This is a genomic window from Acholeplasma granularum ATCC 19168, assembly GCF_000526235.1.
GTDB lineage: Bacteria > Bacillota_I > Bacilli_A > Acholeplasmatales > Acholeplasmataceae > Acholeplasma > Acholeplasma granularum.
In genome coordinates this window covers 66,385-82,505 of sequence record NZ_JAFR01000013.1, presented here as the reverse complement: position 1 = coordinate 82,505, position 16,121 = coordinate 66,385, and the positions used below count along the sequence as shown (strand labels likewise).

Here is a 16,121-nt window from a genome sequence, read left to right as displayed (position 1 = left end):
GGATTGATGTTGTCATCAAATAAACTATATGCACTAAATGTATGATTATTTTGCAAGAATTGTGCTGGATTCATTTGTACCATTCTACACCCAGTTAAAAATATAAAGATCCATGCTATAAAAAATACCCCTACGTATTTATACTTAATTTTCATCATATTTAAATATCCCCTTATAATTTCTATTTAGTCAAACGTTATATAGATACTATAGCATAAAATGAGGAGTTGTTTAATTGATGTTATAATTTCATTAAAAAATGCGAATTTATCCATCAACTTACTTCTAACCTTTTAAAATGTCACTTTAACTTCCTTATTATTTTTATTGAATCTATTTTGTGAGTAAATAATTAAAAATATGATTCTAACTTCGCGTCTACTTTTATATACAAAAGCTCATTGCATAAAAATGAGTATGCTTTTTTATGCTAAGAATTGGGTATTCTTATGTGCACAAATTTTGTATTCTTATTTAACCATTTATAGGATGATAATATCATAAAAATATTCATTTCACTATTCATCTAAATTAGAACAAATATGGTCATTCCGTTTCAATAATCCTTTTTGATTTTAGGCATAAGATATACTTGTCCTTTGTTCTTTATGTTATCCTTATTCTCATTGATAAAGTTTCTTAGATAATTAACTATCTTTTTGGGTATCAACTTCATTCTATATAACTCTTTAAGTTTATTTAGCAATGTTTCTAGTAACACTTGAAGTATCTCTTCATATAATACCGCCAATTGAGTACCATCATACCAAGCACCAGATAGTGAATAATAAAGATATCCAGAGGCGTGACTCATTACTTGACTCTCGTCATACTTCATCTTCAGTAGATCTGATAAATTTATTTTAACAATTTCAATATTTTCATTGTTTGTAAAATTAAAGTCCGGTTCTTCCCTGACATTGCAATCCAACTGTCCATCATTAATCTTTGGTGATATCTCGTCAATAAAAGTAAAGACGGATTTTTTGAGACTCTTAGTTTCTCCAAATTCATTAATAGTATATCCTGTTGTGCCTATGAAGTTCTTCTTGAATACTTCATATGGTACTCCATTTGAATACTTTTTTATGTAGAAATCATATGCAACCATAAAGTCATCATCAAGCACTTCACCACCAACATTCAATCTTTGTTTAATATACGTATGAGCATATATAAGTTCATTCTTATTTCCAAGGTCATCATCTCCGATACATTCGTTTAAGTACCATAAATTTTCAATAGCTGTTTTCCATTTAGTTGTACTCTGCTCCGTATATCCCATCGAAGTATCAAGTAAATAGTCAATTAATGGAGAGGTACATGCTTCAATTGAATAAGCTAAAAAATTATATCCTATTGAGTCAATCATTCCACAAAGTTTATTTAATTTATCTACCTGATGATTAGTAATTTTTCTTGTATGATATCCTAAATCATTCATGCCTATGACCATATTATATTCATATTCTAATCCCTTACTAGATGGTGTAACATTGTCAAATATTTTATTAAGTAGGTTGATTGTTGTTTCAGCCAGTATCATAAATAATTTCGGGTCATTTATTCTATAGTTATAAGGATGAACATATAAACTAATAGTCTTATAGATTTCTAAAATCCCGCTTGGTAGATGGCGCTTAATTAAATCTTCAAATGATTTCATATTATCAATATAAGGAACTTTAGATCTTTTTATTTTATCTATTTGTTTCGATGTGTATTGGTATTTTTTTATTAGTACTTCCTTGCTTTTTATATAATTCGCATTTATAGTGTTCAAGTCAAATAGAACATCATCAAAAGAAGGATATCTTCTATATATATCCCATTCAAATAAATATGATTGTAATTTAAATATTTCTTCTTGTTCTGGTGTTATAGATTTTTTTTCGAGATACATCTGTATGGCTATACCTTCAATAATACACCGTATACTCAATAAAAACCCAGAAGATCGAGTATTATTTAAATATAAATCTTTAATAAGACTTAAACCAAATGAAGCTATATAGCCAAGTATAGCGGTGTTTATACTAGATGGCAATTTTTCAGAACCCATACCAAGTACTTCTTTATCTACTGTTTTTAACCTTCTATACAAGTCATCTATCATCATAAAAAAGTGTTCTTTTTCATCAACGTTTTCAAGCATAATTATTACCTCTAAGTATTGAATTACCCCGTATAAATTTCATCACATTTCTTATTTCTTTTGCTCAATAATTCATAGTTTTTACTAACTATCCTTTAAAAGTTTAAGTAATATTCGGGATCCTTCATAAAGAATATCGGAATTCCAATCTATAGTGGCACCTCTAAAGCCAAGTTTACGTTTTAATTGCTTTAGATTATTAAGTATTGTCGATTTTATCTCATACGCTTTATACTCATCTTTCTGCTCCAACCTAGTCTCATTAAAAATATATATAGAGTCATAAAATACAACTATATAATGTACTAACCCCATGACTAATTGATTAAAATTATGCAGATCTTTACCTTTGTATGAATTCTCTAACATCTTTAAAATGCCTTTCGAGTCTTCTTCTTCTTTTTTATCGTAAAAATATATAAGGTCTAGTCCGAGTCCTAAATCATTAGAAAATTTTTGTAGCAACATTTGAATCCATAACGCTCTCTTCCTATTATAACTGAAGGCTGCATTGTCTATTAATCCTTCAGAAGATCTAGTTTGTTGTTTGATTTGATTATTAAAATAACATGTAAGTTTGTCGATGAAATTTATATCATCTTCTATTGAAGACTTGAATGAGTCCAATGTTATAAAGGCATCTTGAGGAACCGCTATATCTTCCTTATAATTTCTAAGGATGTCATATAATTGCTTTATCTCTAAATATTTTTTTTGTATCCTATGTGAATTAAGTACCCTACTCCCAAATTTACCCGCATTAGAAAAATATGGATTTGTACTAAAGTCCTTAATGTTATGAAATTCTTCCTTATGAGATAAAAATTCGAAGTCCTTAATGTTTTCTTCTATGTTTTCTATAATTGGTAAAACATCTTGAGTAATACCATTCTGAGTATTTTGATGTTTATGAATAAATACTGTCGCATCATCGTCTAAAGTACTCTCATCAATATTTTTTTCCATTATTTGATATTTAATGTTGGTTAAGTGATCTTTTTTGAGTGTAATATCCATACCATTATTAGATGGATTTAAGAGTAAATATGCAAAATATGGGTTTGTTTGAGTGTTAATAGTATACTGTTTAAATTTCATATAATCGTTTGCTAGTTGAATATATTTAAATATATTATTTATTTTATACTCAATAAAGATATGGACTAAGTTATTTTCAGAATTACTAAATGTGACAAATGTATCTGGTATAAACTTGACTTTCTTTTTGCTAATAGTGGTTTTATCAACGTTTTTTTCGAGTTCTAATATTTTTTCGTCTGCTAATTCGTATTTTATTCTCAAATCCATTTCATTTATAACGTATACATTTTTCATACCGATACTCTCAAAAATATCAGCAAGCTGATATGTTATGTAAGATGCTATAGAACGTTCATTTTTATAATTAATTGTAAAGTCAAACATAGATTTTGAATTTGAATCAATCCCAATTAATGACTGTCTATAACCATTTAGACTATCTTCTACCTTTTCAATAATATCTTGAATTTTATCCGCCATTTTCAATCCCTTTCTAAAATAATACAAATACTAAGCTACATTTCCTGATTATTAGTCAAGATTTAGATGCTTTATATCATCTGTTCTTTTTTCTATAAGATTTACTTATACTCATATATTAAATTATAAATAGTGATTATTTAATATCCTATTATACTTTATACACAGGCAAACTTTCAGTATTGATGTTATTATCACATATTATTGCAACACTATATTTTTCCCTTACAAAAATTAGTCTTCGTCTTGATGATCTTGATTCTTCGGTTTTTTTGTCATCTTACTAAATAATTTAAGTTTTAAATAACCCAAACCAAGCACTCCAACAACAATTAATACCCACCAATACCATTCCATAATAGATCCTCATTCACTAAGATAATTTTTTTACAAACATTTTTAATGCGATAATTCCTAAAATTATCGGATAGATTGCGCCAATAAGCATATAGAGCCAAAAATCCATGTTCATAGCATTTTCGGTTCCTAAGGATAGATTAAGGATTGCTTTCATCGTCCAAAAATTGGGGAAAATACCGAAAATATATTGTTTAGCATCTTGAAAAGATTCCAATAATATCAGCATCGGTATCATGACAAACAAGCCGCCCCCCTTTATCATCGCAAATCCCTCAATCTTGTTTTTTGCTAATGCACCTAATGCCAATGCAACAAATGGAACAATTAATCCTGAAACAATTGAGAAAATGATAATGTGACCATAGGTTAGATTATCAAGAAGTCCAATGGTTATTCCGCCATAATTAACAACATAACTCTCGCTGGCGAGTAATTTTAAACCACCCACCATGAAAACATTCCCTAATATTGCCAATATATATGTGTAAATTATTTTAAATGTAGCATACCCAGATACCGTGACGGGTGAAGCAGCAATGTTGATAAGTGTATTTTCATCACGGTTATCAAGTAACGAAAAACCAAGCATTGCTCCCATCATAAAGCCGCCAATCGAAATTAATATGACAAATCCAATCAATAGCGTAATTGCAGCTACATTTGAATCTAATCCAGCGGTTTTTTCAACAATCGCAGGTAATAAAAAACCACAAATAAATAGCATGAGAATCGGATAGAGTAATATAAATAAATTCATCAGATCCTTAACGATTGTTTTGAATTCGTACTTGACTAAACTTAAGTATTTTTTCATAATATCACCCTTCAATTGCAACTTTCTTAAACTTTTTGTAAACATAACCTAAATATATGCCACAACCTAGGACCATTAAATATCCATACGCAACCAATTGTTTTAAAACATCTAAATGAGTAAATGTACTTTTAATCAAATATTCACCAGCATAACTTGGTGATAGTAAAGCAAAAATTTCATATTCATGACCGATTATCTCAAGAGCTAATAGCAAAGTTGGTGTATAGAATAGTAACATCAATCCCGCATACTTAACAAGCATAACCATAAAATCTTTACTTCTTAGAATCAGGATATAACCAATGGCTGTATGACTAATAACAACCGCTAAAATATAAAGTAATAACTTGAAAATTTGTACTTCAAGTCCATGAAATATAATAGCAAACGCGACAACAATCACCAATGAAATAAACGCAGTAAACACCGCCGATATAACCTTAGCGATTAAAACTTGAACCAGAGAAACAGGTGATACCAAAAGTGATTTGACTGTGTTTTCCTGCTTCTCAAAATAGAAACTAGCCCCAATTAAGATAATAGACATTAATCCTGAATCAGTCACGATTAATAGCGGTATAATTGATTTTGCTTGTTCAGCTGTTTGAAACCCAATGATTAATAACCAGAGTAATGATACTAAAATACCAAAAAAGATAATTTTATACTTAAAAAGGCGGATAATTTCACCTTTAATCAAATGAAGTAAACTACTCATACTTCTCTTCACCCGTAACTTTAATGAAAATATCTTCCATTGAAGTTTCACCGCTATGGATTGTCTCAATATCATAGTTTTTAATCAAATCTAAAAAGTTTGTATCTGAACCAATATTTTGTAAAGAAAATGTCTCTTTTTTACGAGAATTGCTAATAAGATATTCGACATACACTTCTTTTTTTCCATATTTTAGTTTTAATTCACGAGGAGTTGAAACATCACTGATTTTACCTTTTGTTATAAACACGACTTTATCGCATAATTGTTCCACATCTCCCATTAAATGGGTTGTAATAAATATGGTTTTTCCTTGCTCTTTTAATTCATGAATGATATCCTTAATCACTTTAGCATTTTTTGGATCAAGACCGTTGGTCGGTTCATCTAAAAAAATTACATCTGGGTTATTAATTAAAGCTCGAACAAAATTCAAGCGAATTTTCATTCCTTTTGAAAATTCTCCAACCATTTGATCTTTTGCTTCATACAAACCAACTCGTCGTAGTAAAGCTTCATAATCGATCGTTTTTTGATAAAGACCTGCAAAATATTTTAGATTTTCTAATGCTGTGAGTTTATTGAAATGAACTGGCATTTCAAATCCAACGCCAATGTTTTCATAGTAGCTCTTATTATAGGAACTTAAATCGTTGCCATTATAAAGAATTGTCCCATTGTAACCAGTCAGTAATTTTGTTAATATTTTTTGAGTTGTTGATTTCCCTGCGCCTGAAGGGCCTAATAAACCAAAGATAATGCCTTTTTCTACTGAAAATGAAATTGATTTGATGGTATCCTCATGATGTTTAGGGTATTTAAAACATAAATCTTTTACTTCAAACACGTACGACATAGTTGTTATTTCTCCATTCCTCTAATGATAATTTTTAAAAATTCGATTGATTCATTTTTGACTGAATTGAGGGTTTCATAGGTTACATTTTTGTTAACATATGTTGCTTGTAATCCAGCTATTGCCAAATTTAAAGTCTTCTCAAACATTTCTCGCGAGATATCGTCACGCAAATTTTCACGATTGATTTGTGAAAATAAGGATGATATAGACATTTCTCGAAGTACAACAAGTGATTCCTGTAATCGATTTCTGATTAAACTAGGCGGATTTGCAATACCTTCAAGTAAAACATTGGCTGCCTCAGGATTCTTTTGTGTATAAGTCCCTTTCCAAATAATAATATCAACAATTTGCTCAAACACATCTTTTGATCCACGTTTTTGAAAATGACGATACTCATCCAAAAATCTATTAAGTTCATTTTGGTAGATAGTATAAAATAATTCTGCTTTGCTTTTATACTTTTTGAAGATGAGTCCTTTTGATACCTGAGCATCGGCCGCAATCGTATTTGTCGAAGAAAGGTTATAACCTTTCGTCCCAAATTCTTGAAGTGCAGATTTCAAAATTCGCTCATCGAGACTTGAATTATCACGCATTTTTACTACTCCTCCCACATAATGACCACGTGGTCACAGTTTAATTATAAACCCAAAATATTATTAATTCAAGAAAAAAGAACAAAAATAGTTTTGAAAAATTACTCATTTTAACGACAACTTTGAAATAAGTATGTCCGTTTAGGCGTATTTTAACCTCTAGTCCCCATCCATATGACATCGGGGTTACCTTTTTTTAAGATATTTAAAGCTGCGTTTAAATCAGCGTTGATTATGAAGTTATGATAACTCTTGTATAATCTACGTTTGATTATTTCACCACTGTAAGTATCTTTCTTTATTTCATCTCGATCAATATAAGACGCTCTTGAAGTGGAGGCTTCATATAAATGGTTAAACAATTGTACGCTTTTAGTGCTAAGAATTGGGGATTCTTATGTGCACACTATTGCGTACTCTTATTTAACCATTCATAAAAGTAATTTCGTCCAACTTGATAAGTCAAAAAAGCAACTAAAATCATCCCAATTAACATTAATGCATTAACTGAAAAATAGTTCATCATAATGTTCAACCTTCTATCTTTTGGATATTTATACTTAATTTATAATAAGATTGTTTGACTTTTGATCAAGGATATTCAATTTTGTTCTCTTTATACTTTAATTATATAACATTAGTGTTTTATCAACATTTTCAAAAAAGGTCAAAGATGTAACATCGACTTTGTTTTTAATATATAAAAAACGGTTTGATACTAAGGGTTAATTGTAATTAGCTTATGTATCAAACCATTTCATTTTATATGGGTTACTCGACCTTTATTGATACAATATCGCACCCCTGTCAAAAATTAGTGCACCCCTGTAAATATTTTGCACACCCCTAAACATAGAATAGCATGACTATCAATTGATGGCTTTATTAAGCCCACCTACCTAATAAAAAAACAAGTGACTATTTTGAGTTTAAGATTTTGTAAGTGCCAATTATTAAGTCTTTTAAATTAGGACTTCTTTTTATACTTTTCGAAACTAGGTTTCCATCTCTCAAAATCATAGTCTTTGGGATTAATGGTATGTTTGCATCTGGGGTAATTCGAACAACCTAGAAATTTGCCCCAATGTCCATCTCTCCAAATAATAAAATGATCACATCTTGGGCATCTTTTTGAACCATAAACCACACTCTTTTTCTGACTGTATTCACAGTAAGGATAATTCGAACAACCATAAAATTGATTCCCCCATTTGCCTCTCAAAACCAAATGTCCGGTTTTACAGTATGGACACGCAATGGCTTCACTGTCGTCTACCAGTTCAGGATTAGTTATTTCGCAGTTGTCTTCAATCTCTTTAATGAAAATTGATTTTTTGTTAGCATCAACCAGGAGATAACAATATGATCTGGTTCTGGTTAAAGCTACATAAAATAGCCTTCGTTCTTCTGAATACTCATACCTACTTTTATCACTCAGAACCAATGATAATATAGGATCATCTTCAATTTTATTAGGAAACCCTGTTTTGGAATCTTCATTGTTAATCACAATTACATAATCTTCTTCTAATCCTTTTGAGCGATGAACTGTTTTAAATGCGATGTTTATGTTTGGGAATCCGTAGTGTATAATTTTTCCATCTTTACATATTTGAATCGTTTTTGACAGGTAGTCTTCAATATCAAAGTTATTTCTTCCAAGTAATAGTACACTGGCTGTTGGATTCTTTGTTTGAATTTCTGATAATGCCGCATTTAACGCAGATATTTTATTTGTTTCATAGTAGATGATTTTTACTGGATTAGTCAATTGATTGCTACATATAATATCCTTTTTCTTTTGCTCAGGATTAGCAGTAATAAAAGGCTCAATGATTTGATGCAGTTCTTTTGAATTCCTAAAATTACTTATTAATCTGCATTCTGTAGTCATCTCAAAATAATTATCAAAATTGATAAATATTCCAATATCGCTTCCTGCGAATCTATAGATACTTTGCCAGTCATCACCGACAGCAAATATCTTCGAATCTCCATGCCTAATCAAGGTTCTTAATAACTCCATTCGGCTGTAAGAAATATCTTGGAACTCATCTACAATAATGTACTTGTATTTGAATTGGCTGCTAGTTGGAATAATCTTAATTGCTTCAAGTATCATATCATCAAAGTCAGTCTTCCCATCTAATTGACTTTTATAGTAATCGTATATTTCTTTGCATATATCTAGAAAAAGCAATGATCTTTGTTTCTCATAAGGATTTGCAAATTCTTCAGATTTCAGTATTTCAAAATGGGAATTATTCGAATATCTTGACTTGTATAGGTTAATAAATGATTTGACTAATTTGATAAATGACTTGAAGTTTCTATTTTTGTATACTGATCCAAGGGCATTTCTCACTTCATCAGCAGATATCGGTTTTAATTCAACTCCGAATGATTTAAGATTTTCTTCGAGTTTTTCAAATATTGTTTCTTCCTTGAATTCATAAGAGTAAGTCTTTAAGTATTTTGTATTATGTTGTTTGTGGAGTTGTTCTTTCCATGTCATCGATTCAATATATATATCCGCTTCTTCTTTTGAATATTGAGTACATTCACCATTTCTGTCCACTCCAAAATGCTCATGAAAAATATCATATTCAATTAATGTAAAATCCGGATTATATTGTCGGTAATCAGGAGTTGTTGTATCAATCGGAAATGGTTTTTCATATCTATATTTAATGCCGTAGAGATAATAAAAATTAGCGATTGCCATTTCCTCAAAGCTCTTGACCTTTTCTTTCAGTATTGTTTCTCTTTCTTCTTGGTTGTTCGATAAGTTTACTAAGATTTGTTTCAATGTCTGGAAATCAGCTTCTTTAAGTTTTTCGAAATGCTCACCTTTGGTTTCGTATTTTTTCTCATCCAAAGTAAAAGCAAATTTCCCATAGAATTCAAGCACTTTTCTTAATATGTCAATGTTTTGAGATGACAACATTTCTTCACTAAAGAAACGTTCAATGATAGCATCATAATTAGGTTCAACATTTTGTTTTTTGTTATCTTTGGTTTCAAGTATTTTCAATCCTAAACTATGAAACGTTGAAACATTCAGATTATCATCTATCTTACTTAATTTGCGTTCAAGATCATCAGCAGATGCTTTTGAATATGAAAGAAAAACTATGTCTTCTTTGGGTACTTTTTGGTCTTCCAAAAGCCATTTTGCTTTACCGCAAATAGTTAGTGTTTTTCCTGAACCTGCACCCGCAATAACTAGATTTGATATTGAATCAGTGAGTATAGCTTTCCTCTGGTCTATTCCGAGTGTTCTTCCGCAAACATCCTCAAATAACTCATCATTTATATGACTATCAATATAATTTGCGTTATGGGTCTCAATATGTTCGTTATAAATTCGTAGCTCTTCAATTTCGAAATACGATTTAACGTATTGTTTTAATTTGTTTTCTGCCTGTTCTAAAATTCTCTTTATTTCCAATGCTTGTTTCCTATCAACATAGGAATCTTGCGATAGGATATGATTATATATTTTGGAACATTCTTTTTTAATGGCTAATTGTTCACCAATTTGAATTCTGTTTTCATTCAATTCATTTACTTCTTGAATAAACCTCTTGTGACGACTTTCGTATGATTTGAATTTAGCTATCTCTTTAGTGATATCAATTAGTTCATCAAAGTCTTTCGGATCAATTAAATCAAAATGAGCAATACTATTACTAAAAGAAAATGAGTCAACGATTAGATTAATTTCATCAACTCTTTCATTATGAGTCTTTGTTTTTGATGTTAATTCATCATACTTGATTGCAAAAGCAGAGTATTCTTCTTTCGTGCTGATGTTCTCACGATATGCTGACACTTTATCAGTAGGATTGGAAATCAACTGTAGATGCAAAAATGATTCTTCAAGTTTAGATAAAAACTTTTTAAAAGAAGATAGTTCTTTTTTGATTTTCTTATTTCTAAAATACTCTTTTATTGAAGAAAACATTCCCATTTCTGCTCCTTTGAATCATTAATGATAAAATCATAAATATTATCCATGTTATGTAGATATGAACAAGAAGCAATCTTTATATCATTATCTTGAATATAAGCATTAAATCCTTTGAGAATGCTTTGATATCTATATGCTTGGTATGATGGATGTTCATAATTACCAAGTCCACCACCACCATAAGTATAAACATAGTTAGGTTTATTGTTTTAATTCAATAATAACTACATTATCTTTTCCCTGTTCATCTATACCATAAACTAAAAAATCCATTCTGTTTTTAGTTACATTGAAATTATATTCAATAGCAACATTAACAGACGGATCAATTTCAGAATTGTCTAATGCACTTGCAATAAAAGGTAATGAGTTCTCCCAAGGACTCATTTCCTTTGGACTGACATTAAAACCTTTTATCGGTGCATTTTTTAAAATAACTTTAGATATTTCATTTAAACTACAATTTTCAATGAATTTTTCTAAACTACTTTCATAGATTATCATTATTCCCACCCCTATTATTTTTGAGAATATTATGAATCTTTTTTTATTTATTTAGACTATTATTTCCATTGTAACATATTTTTAAATTTATAGGATATTCACCTGAGTGCCTATTAGATCCTGTTGATTGGTTTAAGACATATTATAATATAAAGAGACTCAATTCAATATTGACTTGAGCCTAATCACTTAAAATTACTTGTAAAGTTCTATAAGTTCTTCAAATGAAATATCTATTCCTGATAGTCTCAAATAATGAATTCTATCCTCGTATAGTTTTATTAACTCACTTAGTGTCATGTACATTATTTAAGAGTGATTTTTGTACATTTTATCGGTTCTTATTCAATTAGGTTGATTTAAGTATTTTTTATGGTATAATAAATCATAGAAAAGAGGTTTATTATGCAGGAATTCCTAAATCAATTATCACCCAATTTAATTTATATTAAACATCAAACTAAGGGGAATAAGATTAGTATTTTTTGTGAGTCAAGAAACTCGAATAATCTAAAAGTGCATTCAAGAAAAGTACGAGTTATCCAAGATATTCCTTATGGGGATAAGAAAGTTGAATTACATTTAATATCAAAAAAATACTTCAACCCAAGCCTAGATGAAAGTCTAACAATAGCAGAGAAGTTTGATTTTCTTGGTTTTACAGGTAGAAGGACTAAGAGACTAGAAAATTTACTTTTAAATTTAACAAAAGAAATGTCCGCAATTGGAGTTGAAAGAACGATTAAAAGAGATGTATCTGATGTATCTGATTCTACAATTCTAAGAATCCTAAAAAAAAATCAATAACTATAGATACTTCTATTGTAAGAGCGGGTATAGATGATTTTTCAATAAGAAAAAGATATACTTATGGAACGATTTTAATAAATCAAGATACAGGTCAATCAATTGATATGATATTTTCTAGAGAAGTAAGCGATGTAGCAGAATTTCTGAAACAGTTTAAATCAATTAAATACATTACAAGAGATGGTTCAAAATCATATAGAGCAGCAATAAACGAAGCGTTACCTAATGCTATACAAATATCTGATAGATTTCATCTAATCAAAGGATTAGCTGAAGCTTTAAATGATGATGTAAAGAGAAACTTTAATTATTTCATTATTAACATCAAAAGGGAACAAAAACAACCTACATCTAGAGAAATCAAGCCGATTTCTAACAAAGAAAAAAGAATTATTGAAATATTAAAGACATATAATGAAAATAAAAACTTCAGTAAAACTGCAAAGATTCATAATATAGATAGACGTACATTAAGTAAATATGTTAAGGGAGAATATAGTCTTAATTTGAAACGAAATAGGAATAGTTTTCTAAAAGGCCATGAAAAAGAAGTTAGAGCTCTTTATGAGCGGGGACTCAAGAAAACAGTGATGGTTTTAGAATTAAGAAAGTTAGGTTATAAGGGTAATAGATCTAACCTAGCAGAATTTATTAAAAAATATATTGAAGAAAAAGACAAATCTATCATAATAACAAAAATAAAAAGACAGAAATTAGTTAATCTATTATTTGATAGAGGATTATCAGATTTAGGATTGGATAGTGAAGATTTAAACCTAATGAAGAAATTTATAAAAGAAAATACTTTAGCTAAGTTAATACTAAAAATCTCACTTGAATTTAGAATACTTTTATTTTCAAAAAGACCAAATCATCTTGATGAATGGTTAGATAAATATGATAACATAAAAGAATTATCAAACCTAAAATCGTTTATTAGAGGAACAAGACTAGATATAGAGGCAGTTAAAAATTCCATTATATATGATGAATCTAATGGTAAGACCGAAGGTGTAGTAAATAAGATTAAAAACAAGAAAAGAATCATGTATGGGAGATGTAAGTTCAGTTTATTAAGATCTTATTTTTTTAATACAAATTCAACCTAATTGAATAAGAACCATTTTATCAATATTATTAACAGCTGAATATAAAAATGATGGTGATATTAATCACCGGGGTAGTGGTAATTTTTCAATGAGTGTCCGTTTTAAACGAACTAACTCTGATTACTTTCTAATCAAATATGTCTTTTTTATTAGTTTTCTTTTGAGAGTTTAAGCGCTTTAACTTCTTCAATATGTTTTTGTTTAACTTCTTCGCTCATATTAGATTTTAGAATTAATTTTTCTGCAAATAATTGTTTTTGTTCATTATTGACAAGTTTAGGATTTTGTTTTCTAAACTTACGAATAAATGTGTTTAGATTATTAATCTTAAGTACATTATGTTTTTGGCTTACATCTATTTTATTTAGTTTTGCATAATTACCAAACACAATTACAGGAATAATTGTTTGGTTCTCAACCTCTAAATACTTTTCAACAGCTTTAATGTGTGCATAATTTTGTCTTAATGGATTGTAGAATTTATGTTTTGAGTTTCTGTGGAATACTTGTGTCCAGTTTTCATCTCTTTCTGATCCATAAATATATCCGCCATAGTTTTTCATTTCAAATACATAAAGACCTTCTGAAGCTATTGCAACCACATCAACTTCTGTAAACTCTGTATTTTCGTTATCTAAATAAAGATTTGTATATACATACTTTTTACCAAATATTTTAGTTGCTTTTTTGTATAACTTAAATTCTCCATAATTACCTTTATCAAAGTAAGTTTTAAAGAACCCTTTACCTGACTTTGTTTTAAAGCCAGATGTGTATATTGTAATGAAGTCAAATATGATTAACAGTGTCTTAATAATTGTTCTTATGATAAAAACTATAAAAATAAATATAAGTTCTACTAATGCAGATCCTGTATCCTTCTTTTTCTTTGCCATCTTTTGTTCCTCCTAAATTTTCCTTTATTAAATAATTTACTTATCCCCTAGTAGATTATTTATACGCAAGTTCCCTTGAATCATCTTTATTCTACAGAAGATTTTTTTAATTCATAGTGGGTGTGAAGTTCTTTCAACAAAAATATATGAATTGTGATTGATTGTCACACGTATTTATAGATATTCAATTACCTTTTGATCTTTACTATATACAAGTTCATATTTACTATATAGTTTAGATAATACATAGTAATCAATTACTACAAGGATAACTTGAATACTACCAAGTAAAACAGAAACAATTGATGCGATGTTAAAGTTTAATGATAAGTTTATTGTTAAACCAAATAATACGAGTATACTAATTAATCTATATAAACTCATATTATAACCTTCAAAACTATCATTGGTTGTTAGTTTAAATTTATATGGGTAATTAATAAGCGAAAATATATTAATTAATAAAACAAATATTAAAACTAACCCGTATACTGATATAAGTAATTGAAACTGATTATCTAATTCAATAAATAGAACATTAATTAGTGTGATAATTATGTTCATTATAATAAATCCTATATTCATAAATTTATTTTTATTTGTGTGATCTTTTCTCAAATAATATATATCGTCGGTATAGTTGATAATATACGTTTTTTCCTTTATACCATATGAATGAATTACATAGCTACTAGCTATGCTAAATACAAAGTAAAATAATAAATATATATAGGATAAATTAACCACTAAATAAATGAATGAACTAATACCTATAAATAGCATCATAATGCCAAATATAGCATTTAACGGTTTATTAAATAATGTTTTATAGTTATTTATTTTTATCGATTGTTGAGCAAGTACAGTCTTATAGTTATTATCCGTTAAAACCTCTAAATTCTTCTTTTCCTTTTGGTTATAATATAAATCATTAACAACAACACCAAAATATTTTGCAGCTTGAAAAATATGCTCATTATTCATATTGGATGAAAGTGATTTCCATTTAGAAAGTGTTGTTCTATCTAAGTTATTGTCCTTAGCGTATTCGCTCATTGTTTTGCCTGACTTTTCTAAATAATAAAAGAAATTATCATGTATAATTTCTTGTCTTGTTCTTTCTTTATATTTATCTTGCATGTAATAACTCCTTATTTGTATTTAAAAACCCCTAATTAGCATTTTTTTATCTACTAGAGGTTATTATTGATTAAATTCCTTTTTCACTTATATTATCTTTATTCAACTAATTATATCATAGCCTACTGTGAGTAAACTAAGGTGTAAATATTTCTCATTTTTTTATTTAAAGTTTTTTTAAAAATAGACTATAAAAATCTATTTTCATTCTCTACTTATTAAAACACGTTGTAATAAATAAAAAGGTTAGTATAATCAGATGGAATTAATATTTTTGACTCACCATTCATTAAGCCAAATTTTACTCCATTTCCAAAAACATATGTATTATCATCCCATTTAATGACAATTTCATTTTTATACTTTTTAATTAGTCTATTATCTTTATTAACTATAGCAGCTTCATCAATGAAAAATCTTTTAGAATGTGAAATATATCTTGTAAACACTTCTAAAGATGAACCCAATACAGTTTATGTTTATGAAGTATGGAGTAATGAAAATGCACATCAGGAATCTTTAACACTTGAGTCTACTCAAACATTAATAAAACGTGCAAAACCCATCATTACAGGTATGGGAAGAATTAGCATATTAGAAACAATAGGTGGAAAAGGTATTTGAACAACTTTTTAATTAGTCTAAGATTGTTATAACAGA

At 28.6% G+C, this 16,121-nt stretch carries 14 protein-coding genes; 3 read left to right on the top strand and 11 right to left on the bottom strand.

Annotated features, from left to right (window positions below):
- Window positions 1–556 precede the first annotated feature (556 nt).
- The 9 genes from G324_RS0106450 to G324_RS0106405 all read right to left on the bottom strand — a co-directional run bounded on the left by G324_RS0106450 (window position 557) and on the right by G324_RS0106405 (window position 11,506).
- On the bottom strand, window positions 557–2,155 hold the full coding sequence (locus G324_RS0106450) for a hypothetical protein (protein WP_162146967.1): 1,599 nt from the start codon (window positions 2,153–2,155) through the stop codon (window positions 557–559).
- 84 nt (window positions 2,156–2,239) lie between these two features.
- The gene (locus G324_RS0106445) at window positions 2,240–3,676 is read right to left on the bottom strand and encodes a hypothetical protein (RefSeq protein WP_025725563.1); all 1,437 of its coding nucleotides are present in this window, start codon (window positions 3,674–3,676) and stop codon (window positions 2,240–2,242) included.
- A gap of 234 nt (window positions 3,677–3,910) precedes the next feature.
- On the bottom strand, window positions 3,911–4,033 hold the full coding sequence (locus G324_RS08145; protein ID WP_281172286.1) for a hypothetical protein: 123 nt from the start codon (window positions 4,031–4,033) through the stop codon (window positions 3,911–3,913).
- 16 nt (window positions 4,034–4,049) lie between these two features.
- A complete protein-coding gene (locus tag G324_RS0106435; protein WP_025725562.1) occupies window positions 4,050–4,850 on the bottom strand; it encodes a hypothetical protein in 801 nt (266 codons plus the stop codon).
- A gap of 4 nt (window positions 4,851–4,854) precedes the next feature.
- Window positions 4,855–5,571 (bottom strand): ABC transporter permease, encoded by a 717-nt coding sequence (locus G324_RS0106430; RefSeq protein ID WP_162146966.1) that lies wholly within the window; start codon window positions 5,569–5,571, stop codon window positions 4,855–4,857.
- On the bottom strand, window positions 5,564–6,427 hold the full coding sequence (locus G324_RS0106425; protein ID WP_245587898.1) for an ABC transporter ATP-binding protein: 864 nt from the start codon (window positions 6,425–6,427) through the stop codon (window positions 5,564–5,566). Before G324_RS0106425 ends, G324_RS0106430 begins: the two co-directional genes overlap by 8 nt.
- Window positions 6,428–6,432: 5 nt before the next feature.
- Window positions 6,433–7,029: a TetR/AcrR family transcriptional regulator gene (locus G324_RS0106420; RefSeq protein ID WP_025725559.1), complete on the bottom strand. Its 597-nt coding sequence runs from the start codon at window positions 7,027–7,029 to the stop codon at window positions 6,433–6,435.
- A 967-nt stretch (window positions 7,030–7,996) separates the two neighbouring features.
- Entirely contained in the window at window positions 7,997–10,996 is a 3,000-nt protein-coding gene (locus tag G324_RS0106410) for a UvrD-helicase domain-containing protein (RefSeq protein ID WP_162146965.1), read from the bottom strand.
- A gap of 207 nt (window positions 10,997–11,203) precedes the next feature.
- Window positions 11,204–11,506, bottom strand: a complete 303-nt coding sequence (locus G324_RS0106405; protein WP_025725557.1) for a hypothetical protein — start codon at window positions 11,504–11,506, stop codon at window positions 11,204–11,206.
- A gap of 405 nt (window positions 11,507–11,911) precedes the next feature.
- Here G324_RS0106405 and G324_RS0106400 point away from each other — a divergent pair, with 405 nt between their 5' ends.
- Entirely contained in the window at window positions 11,912–12,313 is a 402-nt protein-coding gene (locus G324_RS0106400; protein WP_025725556.1) for a hypothetical protein, read from the top strand.
- The gene (locus G324_RS0106395; protein ID WP_342667565.1) at window positions 12,310–13,425 is read left to right on the top strand and encodes a transposase; all 1,116 of its coding nucleotides are present in this window, start codon (window positions 12,310–12,312) and stop codon (window positions 13,423–13,425) included. The genes G324_RS0106400 and G324_RS0106395 overlap by 4 nt, the downstream gene beginning before the upstream one ends.
- Window positions 13,426–13,574: 149 nt before the next feature.
- Here the strand turns inward: G324_RS0106395 and G324_RS0106390 are convergent, their stop codons facing one another.
- Both G324_RS0106390 and G324_RS0106385 read right to left on the bottom strand, forming a co-directional pair.
- A complete protein-coding gene (locus G324_RS0106390) occupies window positions 13,575–14,321 on the bottom strand; it encodes a nuclease-related domain-containing protein (protein ID WP_025725554.1) in 747 nt (248 codons plus the stop codon).
- Between the two features lie 174 nt (window positions 14,322–14,495).
- On the bottom strand, window positions 14,496–15,461 hold the full coding sequence (locus tag G324_RS0106385; protein ID WP_025725553.1) for a hypothetical protein: 966 nt from the start codon (window positions 15,459–15,461) through the stop codon (window positions 14,496–14,498).
- Window positions 15,462–15,869: 408 nt separating this feature from the next.
- Between G324_RS0106385 and G324_RS0106380 the strand changes: the two genes are divergently transcribed.
- Complete coding sequence (locus tag G324_RS0106380) at window positions 15,870–16,085, top strand: putative quinol monooxygenase (RefSeq protein WP_210994124.1); 216 nt, start codon at window positions 15,870–15,872, stop codon at window positions 16,083–16,085.
- Window positions 16,086–16,121 lie beyond the last annotated feature (36 nt).

Excerpts from the sequence above, each read along its gene's own strand:
- G324_RS0106390 (WP_025725554.1), bottom strand. The coding sequence starts at position 14,321 with ATGGCAAAGAAAAAGAAGGATACAGGATCTGCATTAGTAGAACTTATA.
- G324_RS0106400 (WP_025725556.1), top strand. The coding sequence starts at position 11,912 with ATGCAGGAATTCCTAAATCAATTATCACCCAATTTAATTTATATTAAA.
- G324_RS0106430 (WP_162146966.1), bottom strand. The coding sequence starts at position 5,571 with ATGAGTAGTTTACTTCATTTGATTAAAGGTGAAATTATCCGCCTTTTT.
- G324_RS0106405 (WP_025725557.1), bottom strand. The coding sequence starts at position 11,506 with ATGATAATCTATGAAAGTAGTTTAGAAAAATTCATTGAAAATTGTAGT.
- G324_RS08145 (WP_281172286.1), bottom strand. The coding sequence starts at position 4,033 with ATGGAATGGTATTGGTGGGTATTAATTGTTGTTGGAGTGCTTGGTTTG.
- G324_RS0106410 (WP_162146965.1), bottom strand. The coding sequence starts at position 10,996 with ATGTTTTCTTCAATAAAAGAGTATTTTAGAAATAAGAAAATCAAAAAA.
- G324_RS0106445 (WP_025725563.1), bottom strand. The coding sequence starts at position 3,676 with ATGGCGGATAAAATTCAAGATATTATTGAAAAGGTAGAAGATAGTCTA.
- G324_RS0106420 (WP_025725559.1), bottom strand. The coding sequence starts at position 7,029 with ATGCGTGATAATTCAAGTCTCGATGAGCGAATTTTGAAATCTGCACTT.
- G324_RS0106380 (WP_210994124.1), top strand. The coding sequence starts at position 15,870 with ATGAAAAATCTTTTAGAATGTGAAATATATCTTGTAAACACTTCTAAA.
- G324_RS0106425 (WP_245587898.1), bottom strand. The coding sequence starts at position 6,427 with ATGTCGTACGTGTTTGAAGTAAAAGATTTATGTTTTAAATACCCTAAA.
- G324_RS0106435 (WP_025725562.1), bottom strand. The coding sequence starts at position 4,850 with ATGAAAAAATACTTAAGTTTAGTCAAGTACGAATTCAAAACAATCGTT.
- G324_RS0106450 (WP_162146967.1), bottom strand. The coding sequence starts at position 2,155 with ATGCTTGAAAACGTTGATGAAAAAGAACACTTTTTTATGATGATAGAT.
- G324_RS0106385 (WP_025725553.1), bottom strand. The coding sequence starts at position 15,461 with ATGCAAGATAAATATAAAGAAAGAACAAGACAAGAAATTATACATGAT.